Origin of the sequence: Lichenihabitans psoromatis (assembly GCF_004323635.1) — a bacterium.
In the GTDB taxonomy this organism is placed as follows: domain Bacteria; phylum Pseudomonadota; class Alphaproteobacteria; order Rhizobiales; family Beijerinckiaceae; genus Lichenihabitans; species Lichenihabitans psoromatis.
Genome location: NZ_CP036515.1, coordinates 2,456,579 through 2,473,449 on the forward strand (window position 1 = coordinate 2,456,579; position 16,871 = coordinate 2,473,449).

At 61.3% G+C, this 16,871-nt stretch carries 17 protein-coding genes and 1 tRNA gene; 11 read left to right on the forward strand and 7 right to left on the reverse strand.

The genetic code is table 11. The annotated features are described in order from the left end of the window. Positions 1–151: 151 nt before the first annotated feature. Positions 152–227: transfer RNA gene (locus tag EY713_RS11430), tRNA-Thr, on the reverse strand. A gap of 302 nt (positions 228–529) precedes the next feature. Here EY713_RS11430 and EY713_RS11435 point away from each other — a divergent pair. The 4 genes from EY713_RS11435 (at position 530) to EY713_RS11450 (ending at position 4,720) form a co-directional block, all read left to right on the forward strand. Then, positions 530–1,270: a 50S ribosomal protein L25/general stress protein Ctc gene (locus tag EY713_RS11435; RefSeq protein WP_131119605.1), complete on the forward strand. Its 741-nt coding sequence runs from the start codon at positions 530–532 to the stop codon at positions 1,268–1,270. A 69-nt stretch (positions 1,271–1,339) separates the two neighbouring features. Further along, positions 1,340–1,918: an aminoacyl-tRNA hydrolase gene (pth, locus tag EY713_RS11440; protein WP_131114938.1), complete on the forward strand. Its 579-nt coding sequence runs from the start codon at positions 1,340–1,342 to the stop codon at positions 1,916–1,918. Between the two features lie 162 nt (positions 1,919–2,080). Continuing rightward, positions 2,081–3,178 carry a redox-regulated ATPase YchF gene (ychF, locus tag EY713_RS11445; RefSeq protein WP_131114941.1) on the forward strand — a complete coding sequence of 366 codons (1,098 nt, stop codon included), beginning with the start codon at positions 2,081–2,083 and terminating at the stop codon, positions 3,176–3,178. Between the two features lie 153 nt (positions 3,179–3,331). Continuing rightward, positions 3,332–4,720 (forward strand): TAXI family TRAP transporter solute-binding subunit, encoded by a 1,389-nt coding sequence (locus EY713_RS11450; RefSeq protein ID WP_131114943.1) that lies wholly within the window; start codon positions 3,332–3,334, stop codon positions 4,718–4,720. A 16-nt stretch (positions 4,721–4,736) separates the two neighbouring features. Here EY713_RS11450 and EY713_RS11455 read toward each other — a convergent pair whose 3' ends face one another. Further along, positions 4,737–5,258, reverse strand: a complete 522-nt coding sequence (locus EY713_RS11455) for a putative pterin-binding protein (RefSeq protein WP_131119607.1) — start codon at positions 5,256–5,258, stop codon at positions 4,737–4,739. Positions 5,259–5,520: 262 nt separating this feature from the next. On the opposite strand from EY713_RS11455, the gene folE reads away from it, so the two are divergent. The 5 genes from folE (at position 5,521) to EY713_RS11475 (ending at position 10,410) form a co-directional block, all read left to right on the forward strand. After that, positions 5,521–6,105, forward strand: a complete 585-nt coding sequence (folE, locus tag EY713_RS11460; RefSeq protein WP_165491100.1) for a GTP cyclohydrolase I — start codon at positions 5,521–5,523, stop codon at positions 6,103–6,105. Positions 6,106–6,220: 115 nt separating this feature from the next. Further along, on the forward strand, positions 6,221–6,703 hold the full coding sequence (locus tag EY713_RS11465; RefSeq protein WP_210215263.1) for a 6-pyruvoyl trahydropterin synthase family protein: 483 nt from the start codon (positions 6,221–6,223) through the stop codon (positions 6,701–6,703). Between the two features lie 68 nt (positions 6,704–6,771). Then, complete coding sequence (locus tag EY713_RS11470; protein ID WP_165491101.1) at positions 6,772–9,171, forward strand: putative bifunctional diguanylate cyclase/phosphodiesterase; 2,400 nt, start codon at positions 6,772–6,774, stop codon at positions 9,169–9,171. Between the two features lie 85 nt (positions 9,172–9,256). Continuing rightward, positions 9,257–9,403: a hypothetical protein gene (locus EY713_RS22735; RefSeq protein WP_165491102.1), complete on the forward strand. Its 147-nt coding sequence runs from the start codon at positions 9,257–9,259 to the stop codon at positions 9,401–9,403. A gap of 752 nt (positions 9,404–10,155) precedes the next feature. Further along, positions 10,156–10,410 carry a phosphate starvation-inducible protein PsiF gene (locus tag EY713_RS11475; RefSeq protein ID WP_131114949.1) on the forward strand — a complete coding sequence of 85 codons (255 nt, stop codon included), beginning with the start codon at positions 10,156–10,158 and terminating at the stop codon, positions 10,408–10,410. Positions 10,411–10,490: 80 nt separating this feature from the next. On the opposite strand, the gene betC is transcribed toward EY713_RS11475, so the two are convergent. From betC to EY713_RS11500, 5 genes are all read right to left on the reverse strand, one after another. Further along, on the reverse strand, positions 10,491–12,014 hold the full coding sequence (betC, locus tag EY713_RS11480; protein ID WP_131114951.1) for a choline-sulfatase: 1,524 nt from the start codon (positions 12,012–12,014) through the stop codon (positions 10,491–10,493). A gap of 162 nt (positions 12,015–12,176) precedes the next feature. Then, positions 12,177–13,187: an adenosine kinase gene (locus tag EY713_RS11485; RefSeq protein ID WP_131114953.1), complete on the reverse strand. Its 1,011-nt coding sequence runs from the start codon at positions 13,185–13,187 to the stop codon at positions 12,177–12,179. Between the two features lie 56 nt (positions 13,188–13,243). Then, positions 13,244–14,365, reverse strand: coding sequence for a nickel/cobalt transporter (locus EY713_RS11490; RefSeq protein ID WP_131114954.1), 1,122 nt, complete (start codon positions 14,363–14,365; stop codon positions 13,244–13,246). After that, positions 14,362–15,174, reverse strand: coding sequence for a DUF1007 family protein (locus EY713_RS11495; protein ID WP_131114956.1), 813 nt, complete (start codon positions 15,172–15,174; stop codon positions 14,362–14,364). Before EY713_RS11495 ends, EY713_RS11490 begins: the two co-directional genes overlap by 4 nt. Further along, positions 15,101–15,781, reverse strand: a complete 681-nt coding sequence (locus EY713_RS11500) for a class I SAM-dependent methyltransferase (RefSeq protein WP_131119611.1) — start codon at positions 15,779–15,781, stop codon at positions 15,101–15,103. Before EY713_RS11500 ends, EY713_RS11495 begins: the two co-directional genes overlap by 74 nt. 167 nt (positions 15,782–15,948) lie before the next feature. Between EY713_RS11500 and leuD the strand changes: the two genes are divergently transcribed. After that, on the forward strand, positions 15,949–16,554 hold the full coding sequence (gene leuD, locus EY713_RS11505; RefSeq protein ID WP_131114959.1) for a 3-isopropylmalate dehydratase small subunit: 606 nt from the start codon (positions 15,949–15,951) through the stop codon (positions 16,552–16,554). An 86-nt stretch (positions 16,555–16,640) separates the two neighbouring features. Next, entirely contained in the window at positions 16,641–16,835 is a 195-nt protein-coding gene (locus EY713_RS11510; protein ID WP_131114961.1) for a hypothetical protein, read from the forward strand. The last annotated feature ends 36 nt before the right edge of the window (positions 16,836–16,871 follow it).

A 16,871-nucleotide genomic window follows, 5' to 3' on the forward strand; every position in this document is an offset into this window, starting at 1 on the left:
CGCCTATGAGCTTGCCGTTCAGGAAAGGCGCGAGCGACGCAACAAAAAGCTGATGTGCTGTGCGTCCGATGCAGCCTTTCGGCTCAGAGAATTTAGAAGGTCATACGCGGCGACCTCGCATGACAGCAGGTCTAAAGCCAGACAAAGTCACTGGTGCCGCAACCCGGATTCGAACCGAGGACCCCCTCATTACGAATGAGGTGCTCTACCAGCTGAGCTATTGCGGCAAACCGAACCGAACGAACCATCTCTTCGCCGGTCGCGAGGTCTTACCAGATCATCACGATTTGGCAAGGCTACATTCCCCACCGTGGCTCGAAGGGCGACCTCGACACGCAGCCGATCGGTCTTCAACGGACCATGGCAACACGATACTACAATGAGCCTCGCCATCACAATGCGGCGATAAGACTTGTCTTCCGGCGCCGTGCAGCTTAAAAGCGCCGCTTGCGCTCGTTTCCGACACCCCTGGAGGCGTGAGCGCGACTGGCCGCCGATTTTGGCGGCCATTTTACTTTAAGAGGACATGATGGCAGCGACGAAACAAATCGCGGCCGCGGTCCGCAGCGGGACAGGCAAGGGGGCCGCCCGCAGCGTACGCCGTGAGGGCCGTGTACCAGGTGTGATCTATGGTGGTGGCGAAGCCGCCGAGCCGATCTCCCTGAACTACCGGGAATTGCACAAGCTGATTTATGCCGGGCACTTCCTGACCACCATCTTCGAGATCGACGTCGACGGCCGCCGCGAGCGGGTCATCCCGCGCGACTACCAACTCGATGTGGTCAAGGACACACCGATGCATGTCGATTTCATGCGTCTGCGGGCCGGTTCGCGCCTGAAGATGCAGATCCCGGTGCATTTCATGAACGGCGAAGATGCGCCTGGCTTTAAGCTGGGTGGAACGCTGAATATCGTGCTTCACACGGTCGAGTTGATTGTCCCCGGTGATCGCATTCCGGAATCGATCACGGTCGATCTCGGCGGCCTCGACCTGAACGAGTCCGTGCATCTGTCGGCCGTCAAGCTGCCGGATGGCTGCCAGTCGGCCACCCGCGGTCGTGACGTGACGATCGCCACGATCGTTCCGCCCTCGACGCTTACCGAGGAAGAAGTTGCGGCCGAAGCCGCTGCTGCCGCCGAGGCCTCGGCCAAATCGACGGCCGCTGCTCCGCCCAAGGGTGGCAAGGGCGCCGCTCCGGCCAAGGGCGCTGCCCCGGCCAAGGGTGCTCCCGCCGCTGCTGCTCCGGCCAAGCCGGCCGGTAAGAAGTAAGTCGAACGATTCGCTCCTGCGCCGGTTCGTTTCGGCGCAGGACTGTCCTTCAGGAGCCACGGCGCTCTCATGCTGATCATCGCGGGCCTCGGCAACCCCGGGCCGCAATATTCTCGCAATCGCCACAATATCGGTTTCATGGCGATCGATGCCATGGCGGCCGTTCATCGGATCGGGCCGTTTCGAAGCCGGTTCCAATCGCAGGCCTCGGAAGGCCTTATCTCGTCCGAGCGGGTTCTGCTGCTCAAGCCAACCACCTTCATGAACGACAGTGGCCGCGCCGTCGGGGAGGCGCTGCGGTTTTATAAAGTCGGGCTCGAGAGTCTCGTCGTTCTGCACGATGAACTCGATCTTGCGCCAGCCAAGCTGCGGATGAAGGTCGGCGGCGGCAATGCGGGGCACAACGGCTTGCGCTCGATCACAGCGATCTGCGGCAACGATTACCGTCGGGGGCGCCTCGGCATCGGGCATCCAGGCGATAAGGCTCTCGTGCATGGTTACGTGCTGAGCGATTTTGTCAAAGCCGAGCGAGCCTGGGTCGATGCCTTATGCGACAACATCGCGCGAGACGCCGAACTGCTGGTGCGGCGCGAGGATGCCAGCTTGCAAAACAAGGTTCACCTCGCGATGACGGCGGCCGGCTTTTAATCCGGTCGCGCCGGGCTCGGGTGGCCGCGACCGCGATATCTGCTCCTCTCCGGTTCCGCCATCCGTCCGATTGACTAGTTGACACGGTGCATCGGTCTGCCCATGCCAAAGCCGAGCGCGGCGGGTGTGGATCATCCTCTTTTTTCGCAACGGACGTTTTCCATGGGTTTCAAATGCGGCATCGTCGGCCTGCCCAATGTCGGCAAATCGACCCTGTTTAACGCGCTCACGCAGACGGCCGCGGCGCAGGCTGCGAATTATCCGTTCTGCACGATCGAGCCGAATGTCGGAGACGTCGCTGTGCCCGATCCGCGGCTCGACACGCTGGCGCCGATCGCCGGCTCGAAAGAGATCATCCCGACGCGGCTGACCTTCGTCGACATTGCGGGCCTGGTGCGGGGCGCCAGCAAAGGGGAGGGGCTCGGCAATCAGTTCCTCGCCAACATTCGGGAATGCGACGCCATCGCCCATGTGGTGCGCTGTTTCGAAGATGGCGACATCACGCATGTCGAAGGCAAGATCGCGCCGCTCGACGATATCGAGACCATCGAAACCGAGTTGATGCTATCCGATCTCGACAGTCTCGAGCGTCGGCTCCCGGCGCTCGAAAAGCGGGCCAAAGGTGGCGACAAGGACTCCAAAGACCTTGTCGACCTGATGAGCCGGTGCCTCGACCTGTTGCGCGAGGGGAAGCCCGCAAGGCTCGTCGAGGTCAAGCCCGACGAGCGCAAGCTCTTCGCGGGCCTCGGGCTTCTATCCTCCAAGCCTGTTCTCTACGTCTGTAACGTCGAGGAAGCCGCGGCCGAGGCCGGCAACAACTTTTCGGCTGAGGTCGGTAAGCGCGCTGCCGAGGAAGGCGCGATTGCGGTCGTTGTCTCGGCCAAGATCGAGAGTGAGATCGCACTGCTGCCGTTCGAGGAGCAGAAAGATTATCTTGATGCGGTCGGCCTTACGGAGCCTGGCCTCAATCGCGTGATCCGCGCCGGTTACAACCTCCTCAACCTCGTGACCTATTTTACGGTGGGCCCGAAGGAGGCACGCGCCTGGACAATTCCGCGCGGCACGCGTGCCCCGCAGGCCGCTGCCGTGATCCATAGCGATTTTGAAAAAGGCTTCATCCGCGCCGAGACGATCGCTTATGACGACTATGTTGCGGCCAAGGGCGAAGCCGGCGCGCGCGAGCAGGGCAAGTTTCGGTTGGAAGGGAAGGACTATGTGGTCGCGGATGGCGACGTGCTGCATTTCCGCTTTGCCAACTAAGCCAAGCCACTTCCGTCATCCAGACCATTCGACAGCGTGACCTTTTGAACGTCAAAGCGTTGCGGTTGCAGGACGCCACGGCACCCCGGTCATGATATCGCCCCGTGGTCATGCAGTGGTGCGGATCGATTGGCGAGGACGGAGTTGCGCGGGATGGGACGTCCAAGCGGTTTGATGGTCGGATTTGGGGGGCTCGCCTTGGTCCTTCTGATCGTGTCGGGCGTCGTGTTCTACGAACGCCCCACGGTTCTCAAGGTCGCGGTTTCGTCGACCGATGCCGAGGATTACGATCTGATGGGTGCGGCCGCGAAGGTCTTGAAGCGAGGTCATTACCCGATCCGCCTCAAGCTGGTGCCGACCGATGGCGTGACGGCGGCGTCGTCGGCGCTCGACCACGGCGCGGCGGATCTTGCCATCGTTCGAGCCGATGTGGCGATGCCGAGCAGTGGCGAAACCGTGGTGTTGCTGCACAAGGATATCGCGCTCATGCTCGCGCCGTTCGGCAGCGGCATCGAGAAGGTGAGCGACCTCACGGACAAGCGGATCGGGATCCTGTCTCAACGCTTGGGCGACCGCAACGTGCTCGAAACAACCCTGGCGCAGTATGATATCGCGCCAGCCAGCGTCAAAATGGTGCCGCTGGCGGCGGCCGGCGTCGCGGACGCGATCCGCTCAAAGTCGATCGATGCTGTGTTCGCGGTGGGCAAAGTCTCCGACGCGACGATGGCGGGCGTCGTTAAATCCGTGACCAAGGCGGGAGATGGCGCGCCGATCTTTATCCCCGTCGCGGAGGCGGCCGCCATTGCTCAGCGCTCGCCTGCATTCGAGTCGATCGAGGTTGTTCGTGGCGCTTTCGGCGGCAACCCGCCGCGACCGGCCGATGATGTCGATACGCTCGGCGTCACCTACCGGATGGTCGCGGATGCGGATCTGTCACAGGGCGTGGTCGCCAGCGTGACCCGCTTCCTTTTGTCCGAGCGGGTGGCTTTGGCCCAGCTCGCACCCGGGGCGCGCAGTATCGAAGCGCCGTCGACCGACAAGGGCGCGCCATTTCCGGTTCACCCCGGCACGGCGGCCTATATCGACGACGAGGAAGAAACATTCCTCGACCGGTATAGCGACCTCATCTACATCGGCGCGATGGTGCTCGGTGTGCTCGCGTCGGGGATGACCGCCATCATGAGCCGCTTCGGGCCGCAGAGTAGCGTGAGGATCGAGGATCTTCTGTCTCGGCTGCTGCTGGTCTTCAAACAGGTTCGGGCCGCCGGAACCCTCGGATCGCTCGACGATTTCGAACGCGAGGTGGACGAGATCGTCGCGGCCGCGCTCGACGATGCCTGTTTACGGGGGCTCGATGAGCGCCGCGTGGCGGCGCTCAACATGGCGGTCGAGCAGGTCAGGGCGGCCATCCGGGATCGCCGGGAGAATTTAGGTCGTGCGATGTTCACGCCAGCCAATGACGAGGCTCGTTTGACGGTCGAAGCCTCGTCGTTTCGCCCAATCCGGACCCTGTCTGATCGAAGCGCGCCGTCAGACGCGTGATCAGCGGCTCATTTGATTATTTGATGATGAAGCGAGACACCTGCCAGGCCGAACGCGAGTAGTAGGTCTGGCTCTGGAGATCGGGGTTGCTGTCGTAAGGATAGACGACGAACAGCGGGCCCTTGTCACGAACCGGCATGTATTCGCCGTTTCGCTTCAGCGCCAAGATCGTGTGAAATTTAGCAAAATCGTCGATCGGGATGTTGGTCGAGTAGTCGTTGAGCGCAAGTGCCTGAACCGTATGTCCCTTGGCACCAACGACGGCCATCAACTTGTCGAGGGGAACACCCTCGAATGTCATGACGCCGTCATACCATGGCGTCTTGGTCTCGATCTTGACCATACCAAGCTTCTCGAGCATGGCTCGGTCGAACTTGGCGGTGTCCTTGTCGTTTGTTTCTGTGATGTCGCCGGTGATGACCAGGATTGGCTTGCCGGTGGGCGCATCGAGGGCGAACGCAGGTGCGGCATTAAGCAACGCAAGTCCGGCTAACAGACCGGCAAAACCCCAAGCGGAAAAAGTATTGATCGTTTGCATCGCAGTAAATCTCCCCGAGATGAGGAAAGACCTACTGTGACACAGGTAACGATACCTTAAGATCGCCCAGATGTCGAGCACATCTCCTCATTTTTTGGCGTTAAGGTTAATGCTTATTCATTTACAATCGGTAAATTATATCTATAAATGTTTACCGAGTGCTCTGGAGGCCCGGATGAATGAGCTTGTAAGTGCCGTAAAGGTTCCCAGTCTGTGCAACGAACCCGTTCACGGACTGATGAACGAGGGTGAGCGGGAGGCCATGAAGCGCGCCGCCGCACAAAAGATCGAAGAGCTGTTCGATATCCTCTTCATCGATCACCGCAACGATCATAACACACGTGATACGCCGCAGCGCGTCGCAAAAATGTTTGTCGAAGAAACGATGCGCGGCCGTTACTCATCGCCGCCCCGCATCACCGATTTCGACAACGTCGAGCAATACGAACAGCTGATCGTGACTGGTCCGATTGAGTTGCGGTCGACCTGTGCCCACCATCTGATGCCCATTTTCGGACATGTCATCATCGGGATTTTACCGGCAGCGGACGGGAAGATCATCGGTCTGTCCAAATACGATCGGATTGTCGAGCACTTCGCCGCGCGTCTCCAGATCCAGGAAGAACTGATCAAGCAAATCGAGCGATATATCGTCGAAGCGACCAAACCGCGCGGTCTGGCGGTTCGGATCAGCGCCGTCCACATGTGCAAGACACATCGGGGCGTCAAATCATCCCGCGCTGGTCGGATGGTCAATAGTTCCTACTACGGGGACATGATGTCGGACGCGCAGCTTCGGGCGGAATTTCTGCAAGAATGCGTGTCGCTCGAGCGCAACCTGTTCTGAGGCCGCATGGTCACCCCCGGCGGGTCATGAGCCTGCCGGATACAGGACAAGCCCCTCTCGTGTCGTCGCCTTCACGGAGGGCGAGGGCCCCGCGTTTGCGAAAGATGAGACGATCATGATCGAGGCGAACGAGCGGCGGCCAATGGGACGTTTCCGGTCGACAAAAACCTATGATCACAATGAAGGGCTTTCCTGCTGTTTCCGGCAGTGGCGGGCCGATCATTCGCATTGCCGGTTCATTCATGGCTATGCGCTTGCCTTCACGTTCACATTCGGGGCGACGCATCTCGACGAGAGGAACTGGGTCGTCGATTTCGGCGGACTCAAGCTGGTCAAAGCGTGGTTGCACGAGACGTTCGACCACACGATGATCGTGGCCGAGGACGACCCGCAACTACCACGCTTCAGGAGTTTGGAGCAGGAGGGTCTCATCGTTTTGCGCGTCTTGCCGGCTGTCGGCTGCGAAGAGACCGCCCACTATGCCTTTGATCGGGTCGATGCCATAATTACCGATCAAACGGGAGGGCGTGCCTATGTGGAAAGCGTCGAAGTCAGCGAGCACGGCGGCAACTCGGCCTTCTATTATCGAGCGGAGTAAACCTTTTCCTGACACTTGCGTGAGACCATGCTTTCAGGTTTCGCCCTGAAGGAATGGAGAAGGGCCTCGTGTCGCTTCGCTCCTTTAAAATCGTTTTGTTTGCTCTGATGTGCTGCCTGATCGCGGCTGCGGTCTACACATCCGTGCTCGTCGTTCAGCGGCAAGACGCGTTGAAGCAGCTGGCCCGCTACAATACGATGTGGATCGCCAGTCAAGCCGTCAACGAATACATGAGGTTGGAAGAAAACCTTGCGCGAACAGCAGTCCCGGGGAGCGCGCTGGATCAAGATGACGTCCAATTGCGGCTCGACATTGTCGCTGGCCGCGTCAACACGATGGCGAATGGCGAGTTTGGGGAATTTGTCTCAGCTCTTCCGGAACGAAAGGCCCTTGTCGCTCAACTGACGAGCGTCGTGCAGCAGATGCAGCCGCTCGTTGATAATTTGAGCAAGCCCGGCGTTGCACAACAGGCCTTAGAGCTTTTGGCGCCGCTCGACACGCCGCTCCTCGAACTGGCTGCTCAAGCCAATCGTTTCGGGGGTGATCGCGTCATCGAGGATCAACGCGAGTTGATCCGCCTGCATTTGATCTTCTCGTCGATCGCGGCTGGGCTTTTTGTGGCCGGCTTGGCCATGTTGTTTCTGCTCGGTTGGCACAATAAAATGCTGGGCGGCGCACATGTCCGGCTGAGGTTGCTGGCCGACGATCTCCGCCAGACGTCATCCGATCTCGAAGCGGCGAACCGCGACATCTCGCTGATCAACGCCGAACTTCAGACCCGCAATGAGATCCTATCCCGCCGCGACCGTGAACTCGGGACGCAGAACAGGCGCTTCGATGCAGCGCTGAATAATATGTCGCATGCGCTCTGCATGGTTGATGCCGGCGAGCGGCTCGTCGTCTTCAACCAACGGTTCGCGGAATTATTCTCGATCGAAATCACCCCACTGCCCGGAATGCCCTTCGCGGATCTCGTCGGCTCCTCGAACCGGACCCTCAAGGATATATCGGCCCGCCAACGCGGCTTGTCGGTCGATGGATCGTCGGTCGGCTTTGTTCACGACAGCGAGGATCGCGCCATTTCGGTCTCGCATCAGCCGATGCCGGACGGCGGCTGGGTCGCGACCTATGAGGATATTTCGAACCGGCGTCGTGCCGAGGCGCAGATCGCGTTCATGGCGCATCACGACGGTTTGACCAGCCTCGTGAACCGGTCATTCTTCCATTCCCGGCTGGAAGCGGCCCTTGAACAAATCGGTGATCGCCGTAAGGCCGTGATCTTCTCGATTGACCTCGATGGGTTCAAATTCATCAACGACACGATGGGGCACCCCGTGGGCGACGCGCTGTTGAGAAAAGTCGCGCTGCGGCTGAAAGAGCATGTCCGGGATAGCGACGTGGTCGCGCGGGTCGGCGGGGATGAATTCGCAGTTCTGCAAATCGACAGCGATGCGGCGGAGCGCACTGCAGATGTCGCAACGCGCATCATCGACGCGCTCGGCATGCCGTTTGATATCAACGGCGTCGAGGTGGTGATCGGAGCCAGCATCGGCATTGCGATCGCGCCCGAACACGGCACCTTGATCGGCGACCTGATGAAACATGCCGATCTGGCGCTCTATCGCGCCAAAGCCGAGGGTCGAAACACGTTTCGGCTCTTCGAAATCGACATGGATAACGAACTCAAGGCGCGACACACCCTCGAAGCCGACTTACGGAACGCGTTGGACCGCGACGAATTCGAGGTCTATTTCCAGCCGTTGGTCAGCTTGAAGCGGATGCAGATCACCGGCTTCGAGGCATTGCTGCGCTGGCGGCATCCCGTGCGTGGCCTCGTGTCGCCAGCCGAATTCATTCCCGTCGCCGAGGATATCGGTCTCATCGTTCCGCTCGGGGCTTGGGTCCTACGGGAGGCTTGCGCCCGCGCCAGCACGTGGCCGAACAATCTTTCTGTCGCGGTCAATCTATCGCCGGCCCAGTTTAAGAACCGAAGTGTCGTCGACTCAGTCCTCCAAGCGCTTGTCAGCTCGGGGCTCTCGGCTCGCAGGCTGGAACTCGAAATCACCGAATCCGTGCTGTTGCATGACAACGAGGCGACTTTGTCGATACTCCACGAATTTCGCCTTATGGGTATCCTGATCGCGATGGACGATTTCGGCACGGGATATTCGTCATTGAGCTATCTGCGAAGTTTCCCGTTCGACAAAATCAAAATCGACCAAAGTTTCGTCCGCGAACTATCCACCCGGCCGGATTGCGTCAAGATCGTCAGGTCCATCGCGGCTCTTGGATCGAGCCTGGGGATGACCACAACGGCCGAAGGTGTGGAAACCTTTGAGCAGCTTGAGCAACTCCAGGCCGCCGGTTGCGACCAAGTCCAAGGCTACTTCTTCGACCGGCCACAGCCTTGGGGATCTTTACAATTCAAATTGCCAGAGGCAAAATTAAACGCCATCCGGGCCGCCTGAAACCCGAATGGCGCATTCGAGCAAAGCTGAGGCCACGGAACTCGTCCGATGAGCCTCGCCGCTCAAGAGCTTACATCGCGCGGTGATGTCTCATGTGACGGTGCATCATCCGTTCACGATGCATACGGTACATGCGGTCATGGCGATGCATCATGCGCTCGTGCATGGCATGGCTCTTCATCATCTGGCGCGACGGCAACGTCCCGTGACGGTTTTCGGCATTCGCGCCTGATGCAGCCGCACCAAGAAGCATCACAGATGCCAAACCAGCTATAACAAGATTGCGGAGATTCCCAACCATCTTAATGTCCTCCCAGACCAGGCCATCGTTCGATTCGAACTACAGCTGGTCGATATACGTCTTGGAGTGATCGATTGTTCCTCCAGATAGCTGACGACCGTTCGATTTCACGGCCGACGTTTTCTAAAATCCAGAGAGGATGCTGCACCCCTCATAAGTGATCGAAAGTAAACGGCCGGTAATACTTCCTGCAGCATCGAGCGATTGCAGGCGCGGGCCGATGAAAGCTTCGCGGCGACGATGTAAGCAGGATGCAGCGGCAGCGAGCCGCACGGCTTAGCATTTGGTCCGTCGATGCCTTAGCGGTTGGATCCGCGTCCTGTCGTATAGGTCGACTCGACCCGCACTTGCCCATCCAACTTGACGCAGGAGTCGCTGTCCCCGAGCTTTCGAAAGCCTGGACCGAAGGCCTCGCAACCGGTTGTCGCGGGACGATCCGTCCGCCCGCGTGGGAGATCTTTGGCCAAGGCCGCCGAGACGACAAGGCAGGCCCAAATCGCCACGATAATGATCCGTGAGCCGATAAACCGCATAGGGGGCCTCCTTCGTGGGGGACGACGTCGAAAACCCACTACCGCACTCGAGGGTTCAATTCCACTCGGGATCGTCATGGTTTATGCGTGGGTTCGAGCCATGCCGCGACGTTGGGGGCTGGAGCTCGTTATCGCATAAGGGAGATCATCATGAAGATCGTACACCTGCTGGCCGCCGCCAGCCTCGCCGGCCTCCTCGTGTCCGGTCCGGCCCTCGCGCAGACCGCCGCGCCGGCGGCTGCCGCGCCCGCCGCAACGACCGCACCCGCCATGGCTGCGCCCGCCGCCGGCATGATGGACAAGAAGGCCAAGTCCAAGGATTGCTCGCTTCAGGCCGATAAGCAAGGTTTGCACGGCAAGGCACGTCACGCGTTCCGCTCGAAGTGCAAATCCGGCAAGATGTAAGGCCGCGACGCTCGTCGTCCAATCTCGCCATCGTCTCGGTCGGGCGCGTGCTTCGGCCGGGATGATGGCGCGACGTCGCATCAGGGCTTGGCGCGTGGGAACCGCGACATCGCCTCGAGATCGTCGAGATCCATGGTGTTCCGCATATATTGCTTCGTCGCGTCTTTGAACGGCTGATAATCCCACGGTTTTGTGGTGCCGGTCATCAGCGCCGCGTCGACGAGCCGCCGCCGATGCTGGCTGTCACGAACCGCGTGATCGAGCGCCTCGAGGTTCCATCGGCGCGCAACTTCCGCGCGGAACGCCGCCATGGTTTCGGCCTGTGCGGTATCGTCCGCACAATTGATCCGCTCGTCCGGGTCAGCCTCGATATCGTAGAGTTGATCCGGGTCGCCCGGCGCATGGATGAACTTGTGCCGTCCGCGCCGGATCATGACCAGAGGCGCGATGGCGCCCTCAGCCAAATACTCGCCGATCACACCCGCAGGACCGTCATGCCCGTCGAGATAGGGCACGAGGCTGTGGCCATCGATCGGCCCCGCAAGACCATCGGCGGGATCGCCGCCGGCCAGTTCGACGAGGGTCGGCAAGAGGTCGATCAGAGACACCGGCGCCGCGACGCGTCTCGGCTCGATCGAGCCCGGCGCCGACACGATTAGCGGCACGCGGCAGGCGCCCTCGAAAAAACTCATCTTGTACCAGAGCCCGCGCTCACCCAGCATTTCGCCGTGATCGCCCAAAAAGACCACGATGGTATCATCCGCGATGCCGGTCTTCTCCAGTGATCCGAGCAGCACACCGAGGTTCTTGTCGCAAAACGAAATGGCGCCGTAATAGGCGTGCCGGGCGTTGCGGATCTGCTCGTCCGTCAGCGTCACCTCGTCCATGGCGCAGACGTGCCGAATGCGGGCCGTATGCGGATCCAGCGTCACATCCGTCGCCGCGACCCTCGGCATGTCGATCGCCGCATGCGGATAGAGGTCCCAGAACTCCGGCGTGATCGCGAAAGGATCATGCGGGTGCGTCAAGGAGGCCACCATCAGGAAAGGGCGCTGGTCTCTGCTCCGGACGTGGTCGTAGATCGCCCGTTCGGCCGAGAAGACCACCTCTTCGTCGAAGTCGATCTGGTTCGTGCGGATGCAGAGCCCCGCGTCGGTCACCGAACTCATATTGTGGTACCAACTCGGCCGGTCCTCCGGGTGGTCCCAGTCCGGTGTCCAGCCGTAGTCCGCCGGGTAGATGTCGGTCGTCAGCCTTTCCTCGAACCCATGCATCTGATCCGGCCCGCAGAAGTGCATCTTCCCGGCCAGGATCGTGCGGTAATTCAGCCGGCGCAGGTAGTGCGCGAAAGTCGGCAGGTCGGCGCGAAACTCGGACGCATTGTCGTAACCGCCGGTTCGTGAGGGCAGGCACCCGGTCATGAAAGCCGTGCGTGACGGCGAGCAAAGCGGCGAGTTGCAATAGGCGCTGTCGAACACGACACCCCGCGCCGCCAGGGCCGATAGATGCGGTGTCTTGACCAGAGGGTGACCGTGGATGGGCAGAAAAGCCGGTGCCAATTGGTCGACCATCACGACCAGGATGTTCTTTTGCTTCAGCGACATGGTTCAGCGTTTCCGGCCGAGGGTCGATCGACGCGAGCCTCGTCCCGTCGACACAAGGAGAAGACAATCCGATGTCGCGGGCGACGGCTCATCGCCGTGCGTCTGATCCTGCCCGAATGACGACACGAGGCGAACTCTCATGCAGAAATCGAGGCGATCGGTTCAGCGGTCGAGCGTCAATCCGTTCTGGGAAGCCAACACTGCAAGGCTCGTGGCCGGACGCGCGCCGATATGCTGGATGACCTCGGCGGCCGCCAAGGCGCCAAGGCGGGCGCAGGTGCGGAGGTGTTTGTCCTTGGCGAGGCCCGCCAGGAAGCCCGCCGCGAAGAGATCGCCGGCGCCGGTCGAGTCGACCAACGTCTCGATCGGGAAAGCGTCGACCGCGAGCGTCTCGTCTTGGGTGACGATCACCGACCCCTCGGCACCCTTGGTGATGACACCCAGCAAACCGTCCTCTTCCCGCAGCGCCGTGAGTGCCTCCTGGAAATCGGAGGTCTGATAGAGAGCGTTCAATTCGCTTTCGTTGGCGAACACGATATCGACCACCTTGGTGCGGATCAGATCGAGGAACTCACTGCGGTAGCGGTCGACGCAGAATGAATCCGACAAGGTGAGCGCCACTCGGCTGCCGTTGGCATGGGCGATGCCGGCCGCCTTCAGAAAGGCCTTCTTGGCGGCCGCCGGGTCCCACAAATAACCTTCGAGATAGACGATGCCGGAGGCTTGAACCGCCGCATCGTCGATGTCGGCCTCGGTCAGGTTCTGGCACGCCCCGAGGTAGGTGTTCATCGTGCGCTGCCCATCGGGCGTCACCAGAATGAACGAGCGCGCCGTCGCCGGGCCGTCTTGGGCCGGCGCGGTATCGAAGGTCACGCCCGTCGCCCGAAGGTCGTTCGTGAACAGCGTGCCGACGTCATCGGTTCTGACCTTGCCGACGTAACCCGCCCGCGCCCCGAAGCTCGCGAGGCCAACGGCGGTGTTGGCGGCCGAGCCGCCTGAGATCACCGTCGCCGGACCCATCGCGCCGTAGAGATTCTCGGCACGTGGCTCGTCGATCAGGATCATGGCGCCCTTGGCGACCTGCTGCTTGATCAGAAAAGCGTCTTCGACCGGTGCGATGATGTCCACGATGGCATTGCCCAGGCACAGGACATCGAAGCGCGCGTTCGGCATGGATCAGTTCCTCAACAAGACGGTCGCGTGGCCTCTCGCACCGGAGCGGCGTGGCGTCAAGCGCCGCCCATGGTTGTATAGCCGAGGAACAGCGAGAGGCCGGCGATGAGAACCAACGCTGCGGCGGCGGTTTCGAGCCCGCGGATCACCAGAGTGCCGCGCCGCGTCTCAGGCGCGGCAAACCGCACCGCCACATCTTTGGCCAGGACTGCGATCCCCGCGATGGCGCCCGTCGTGATGGCTGTTCCGAGCGACATCGCCAGCGTTGCCGCGACACCGGCCGCGAAGATGCCTTGAGCGAGAGAGAAGACCAGCACCAGGATGGCGCCCGAGCAGGGGCGCGCCCCTGCCGCCACGACGGTCAGCATCGCTTGACGCCATGAGAAGCCGTCGCCAAGCGTCGCGGCATCGGGCGCATGGTAATGGCCGCAATTCGGGTCATGACGGTGGGCCGTGAAGATCGGCAGGGGCTTGGTCATGCCGATTGCGGCGGCACCGCTGCAGGTCGCCGTATAAGCCATCAGGGGAGGGCAGCCGCAAGGGTCTGCCGCCGCGATCTGTCGCGCCCGAACCGGAGCGCTGCCGGAATTGCTGGATCCGCTCACGACATCCTGCGGCGGATCGCGCAGCGCCCGAATGAAGCCGCGACCTTTCTGCCAGACCAGCCAGGCCCCGAGGACCGCGACGCTGGCATAGCTCAGGCTTTCGATCAGCGTCGCCGCATCTTTCATGCGCTGCGCGGTCGCGTGCAGCACCACAGCCAGAATGCCGACCAGCAGGATCGCGACCAAACCTTGCAGGAGGGCGGCCAGCAACGTCAGCACTAATCCGCGTTTCAGCGCGCGTTCGTTGGCAAAAAGGTAGGAGGTCATGACCGCCTTGCCGTGCCCTGGGCCCGCCGCGTGGAACACGCCATAGACGAAGCTCAACCCGCTCAACAGCCAGAACGCCGAGCCGTCCTGCTTCGTGGCGCGAACCGCGGCCGACAATTGCCGCTCGAACACCACCTGTTTCTGCAGGATCCAACCAGTGATGCCGCTGGCGCTCCCGCCGCCTTCCGAAATGCCGACCCCGAATGGATTATGGGCCTGTGCGAACGCGAGGTGCGGCGCAAGGACAGTAACGAGCAGCACCGCCGCAGCGGCGACGCGGATGGCTGTCGATCCATTCCGGCTCATGGGCAGGCCACGATGATGCGGCTCGCCAGTTTGATGCCGAAATCCACTCCCGGCGACATATTGGAGAAGAAGGCTTCCGACAGCTTCTGGTTGTCGCCGCTATCCAGGGAGCGCGGCTTCGTGACGCTCGACGAGCAACCGCTCGGGGCATTTTTCAAGGCCACAGGGTCCTTATCGGCAAAGTCGAAGGAGACAAAGTAGGTCGGATCGTAGACCTGCAGCGAGAAGGCCCGATTGGCCGCCGCGGGTTCCTTCAGCGGCAGCGTGAAATGCAGCGTCACGAGCTTGTCCGGCGTCTCTTCGAGCAGATAGTCGGTCGGGTCGCCAAACAGGACGGCCTTGCCGGCCACCTTGGCGACCGTGAAATAACCGAATTCGGCAAGCGACTCGACATTGGTCTTGGCCAGAGGCGCCAGCTCGTCCGTGGTCAGGATCTTGTTCGGATCGCCCAATCCCTGGATCGCAAACGACGAATACATGTCATCAAACGTCCATGCGGCGCGGATGCCGGTCACCTTGCCGTCCGTCCCGAAGATCACCTCTTCTTTCGCGACCACAAAGACGTGAGGGTGAGCCGACGCGGCGGAGGCGACCGCGATCGCGCTGACGCCAATGAGAATGCCGAAGGCCCGTCTGGTTCGCGGTGTCAGGGCTGCTCTCCTCGGCCGAAGGGGTCCGATCTCAAAGCATGGGATGCGGGTCGACTTCGGCGAATTCGAGGCATTGGCGTAAACCTCAGGCTGACTCAGCCGGCGCAGGATGCCGATCGGTTTTGAAACGCCAGACGCTGGATTGTTTGATGTCGGCATCTTCCAGCGACCGCGTCACCGGAACCTCATAGGTGGCGAGTGACTCGAGGAGATCGCGGGCCAGATAGGATCGACCGGGATCGCCGATCAGCACCACAGCGCCCCGACGCGAGAGGCCATGCAGCCACGCCGTCACGCGGGCCGCCATATCGCGCTCGTAGCTCACGTCGCCGGCGGTGACCACGTCCCATCCATCGTCGCGTCCGACGACATCCTCGAGCAGGACCGTGATGTCGACGGCATTGACGGAGGCGTTGAGCGCGATGGCGCTCGACGCGAACGCATCGATCTCGGCAGCCGTGACCGAGGTCGCGCCGCCGAGAGCGGCGGCGATCGCGACCAAGCCGGAGCCGGAGGCGAAATCCAGCACGGTCTTGCGGCGCACGAGATCCGGATTGTCGAGCAGATAGCGTGCGAGCGCCTGTCCGCCTGCCCATGCGAAAGCCCAGAAGGGCGGCGGCAGGCCGATCGCGCCAAGCTCGTCTTCGGTTTTTTGCCAAAGCTCGGTCGCCTCATCGGCCACATGAAGCTGGATTTCCGGCGCATGCGGAACCGGCCGCAGCCGCGTCTGTGCCACGATGAAGCCTCTGCGGTCGGACGCGGTCATCGCGCCGTCGCCGGGCTCGGCCCTGTCGGTGATCAGGTCGGTCATGCCGCACCCTGCCGCGTGTCCCTCAACTGTCAAGCGCTTTGACCGGAAGCCGCTTGACCGACCGGCGGTGACGCGCAATGACGACGGTTGCAAAACACATCGATCAGCCGCGGAGGCCTCGTATGGACAAATTCACAGTGCTGACCGGCGTCGCCGCGCCGCTTGATATGGCCAATATCGACACCGATAAGATCATTCCGAAGCAGTATCTCAAGACGATCAAGCGCACCGGCCTCGGTGAAGGGCTGTTTGCCGAATTGCGCCTCAACGAAGACGGCTCGGAAAATCCCGACTTCGTGCTGAACCAGCCGGCCTATCGTCATGCCAAGATCCTGGTGGCGGGCGATAATTTCGGCTGCGGTTCATCGCGTGAACATGCGCCCTGGGCGTTGCTCGACTTCGGCATTCGCTGCGTCATCTCAACCAGCTTCGCCGACATTTTCTACAACAACTGCTTCAAGAACGGGATCCTGCCGATCCGCGTCACGCCCGATCAGCTCGCGCTTCTGATGGACGACGCCGCACGCGGCTCCAACGCGACCCTGACGATCAATCTCGAGGAGCAGACCATCAAGGGGCCGGATGGTGGCACCGTGTCGTTCGATCTCGATCCGTTCCGCAAACATTGCATGATCGAAGGGCTGGACGACGTGGGTCTGACCATGGCCAAGAAGCCGTCGATCGATCACTACGAAACAGCGGCTGCCACGACGCGGCCCTGGGCTTAACGCGAGCCCGCGTCCCCTGCGACCGGCGTTGCCGAACCTTGTTCCCTGTCTGGCGTTGAGCCTCAGTCGGCCAACAGGGGATCATCATGGCAGCCCAGAAAAAACTCGCTCGTTTCGAAGTGGATTCGGCCGGAAAAGAATTCGTGCTCCACGTCGAGGACGAAAGCGGAAATAAGCTCGAGATGCTTGCATCGCGTGACCAACTCGACGTTATCGCGGATTCCCTTGATGATATCCTGCTGCAGGATGATTCCGCCGACGAGGTGACGGATTCGAAATGACGCCATGAGCGGAGCGAGCGTTGCAAAAGACGCTCG